Consider the following 745-nt stretch of genomic DNA (forward strand, 5'->3'; position numbering starts at 1 on the left):
AAATGGATAAAAATGGACTTGTTGCTTACGAAGATGTTATCGGTGGTAAAAAATACAGGTTTTTCGAGCCAATAGAAAAAGGTGGTTTTTACAAGCTTAATATTGATAAAATCGAGGAAGATGAGCAGTTTGACGGTTTTTATGTCTATGAAACAAATAGAAATGACCTAAAAATAGAGGAAATTGTTAATTTGTATTCAAAACAATGACAAGTGGAGGAAAACTTCAGATCATTTAAAGGCACCTTAATGCTTAGACCTGTATATTTGTCTACATGAAATCACATAGTCGGTTACATTTGTCTATCCTTTATAACACTTGTTTTCTTGAATTTTATATTAAATATGATTAATAAAAAAACCGGACTAACCGGTAAAAGCAAAATAACTGAACATAAACTAAAAGAAATGATTTTTGATGTGAAATCAGTGAATACGTTTATTCACAACCATATTTCAACATCAGTGGAGATTAAAAACAACGCAAATTCCAGTTCATGAGAAACGTACCATCTCATAAAAACTGTACTTATGAAAGAAAAAATACTTTTGTTTTAACTTATTAAACTCCATAAAAATGGAATATTTATTTTTTTATACTTAAAGTGGGAAACGCAGGAAATTTAATTAGAATAATTTTAAGCAAAAAAATGCAAAAGCATTCCTAAAAAATGTGAATTTTTAATAAAAGTCAATAACAAAATAATCAATTTGCATTGATTTTTAATGTCTAATGGTTTGGAGCG

At 27.8% G+C, this 745-nt stretch carries 1 protein-coding gene; it reads left to right on the plus strand.

What is annotated here, in order from left to right; all coding sequences use genetic code 4:
* The coding region (locus tag E1I18_RS03755; protein WP_170218551.1) for a transposase at positions 1-557 on the plus strand (557 nt) is incomplete at its 5' end.
* Positions 558-745: the final 188 nt, after the last annotated feature.

Origin of the sequence: Mycoplasmopsis mucosicanis, from assembly GCF_006546935.1 — a bacterium.
GTDB classification, from domain to species: Bacteria; Bacillota_I; Bacilli_A; order Mycoplasmatales; family Metamycoplasmataceae; genus Mycoplasmopsis; species Mycoplasmopsis mucosicanis.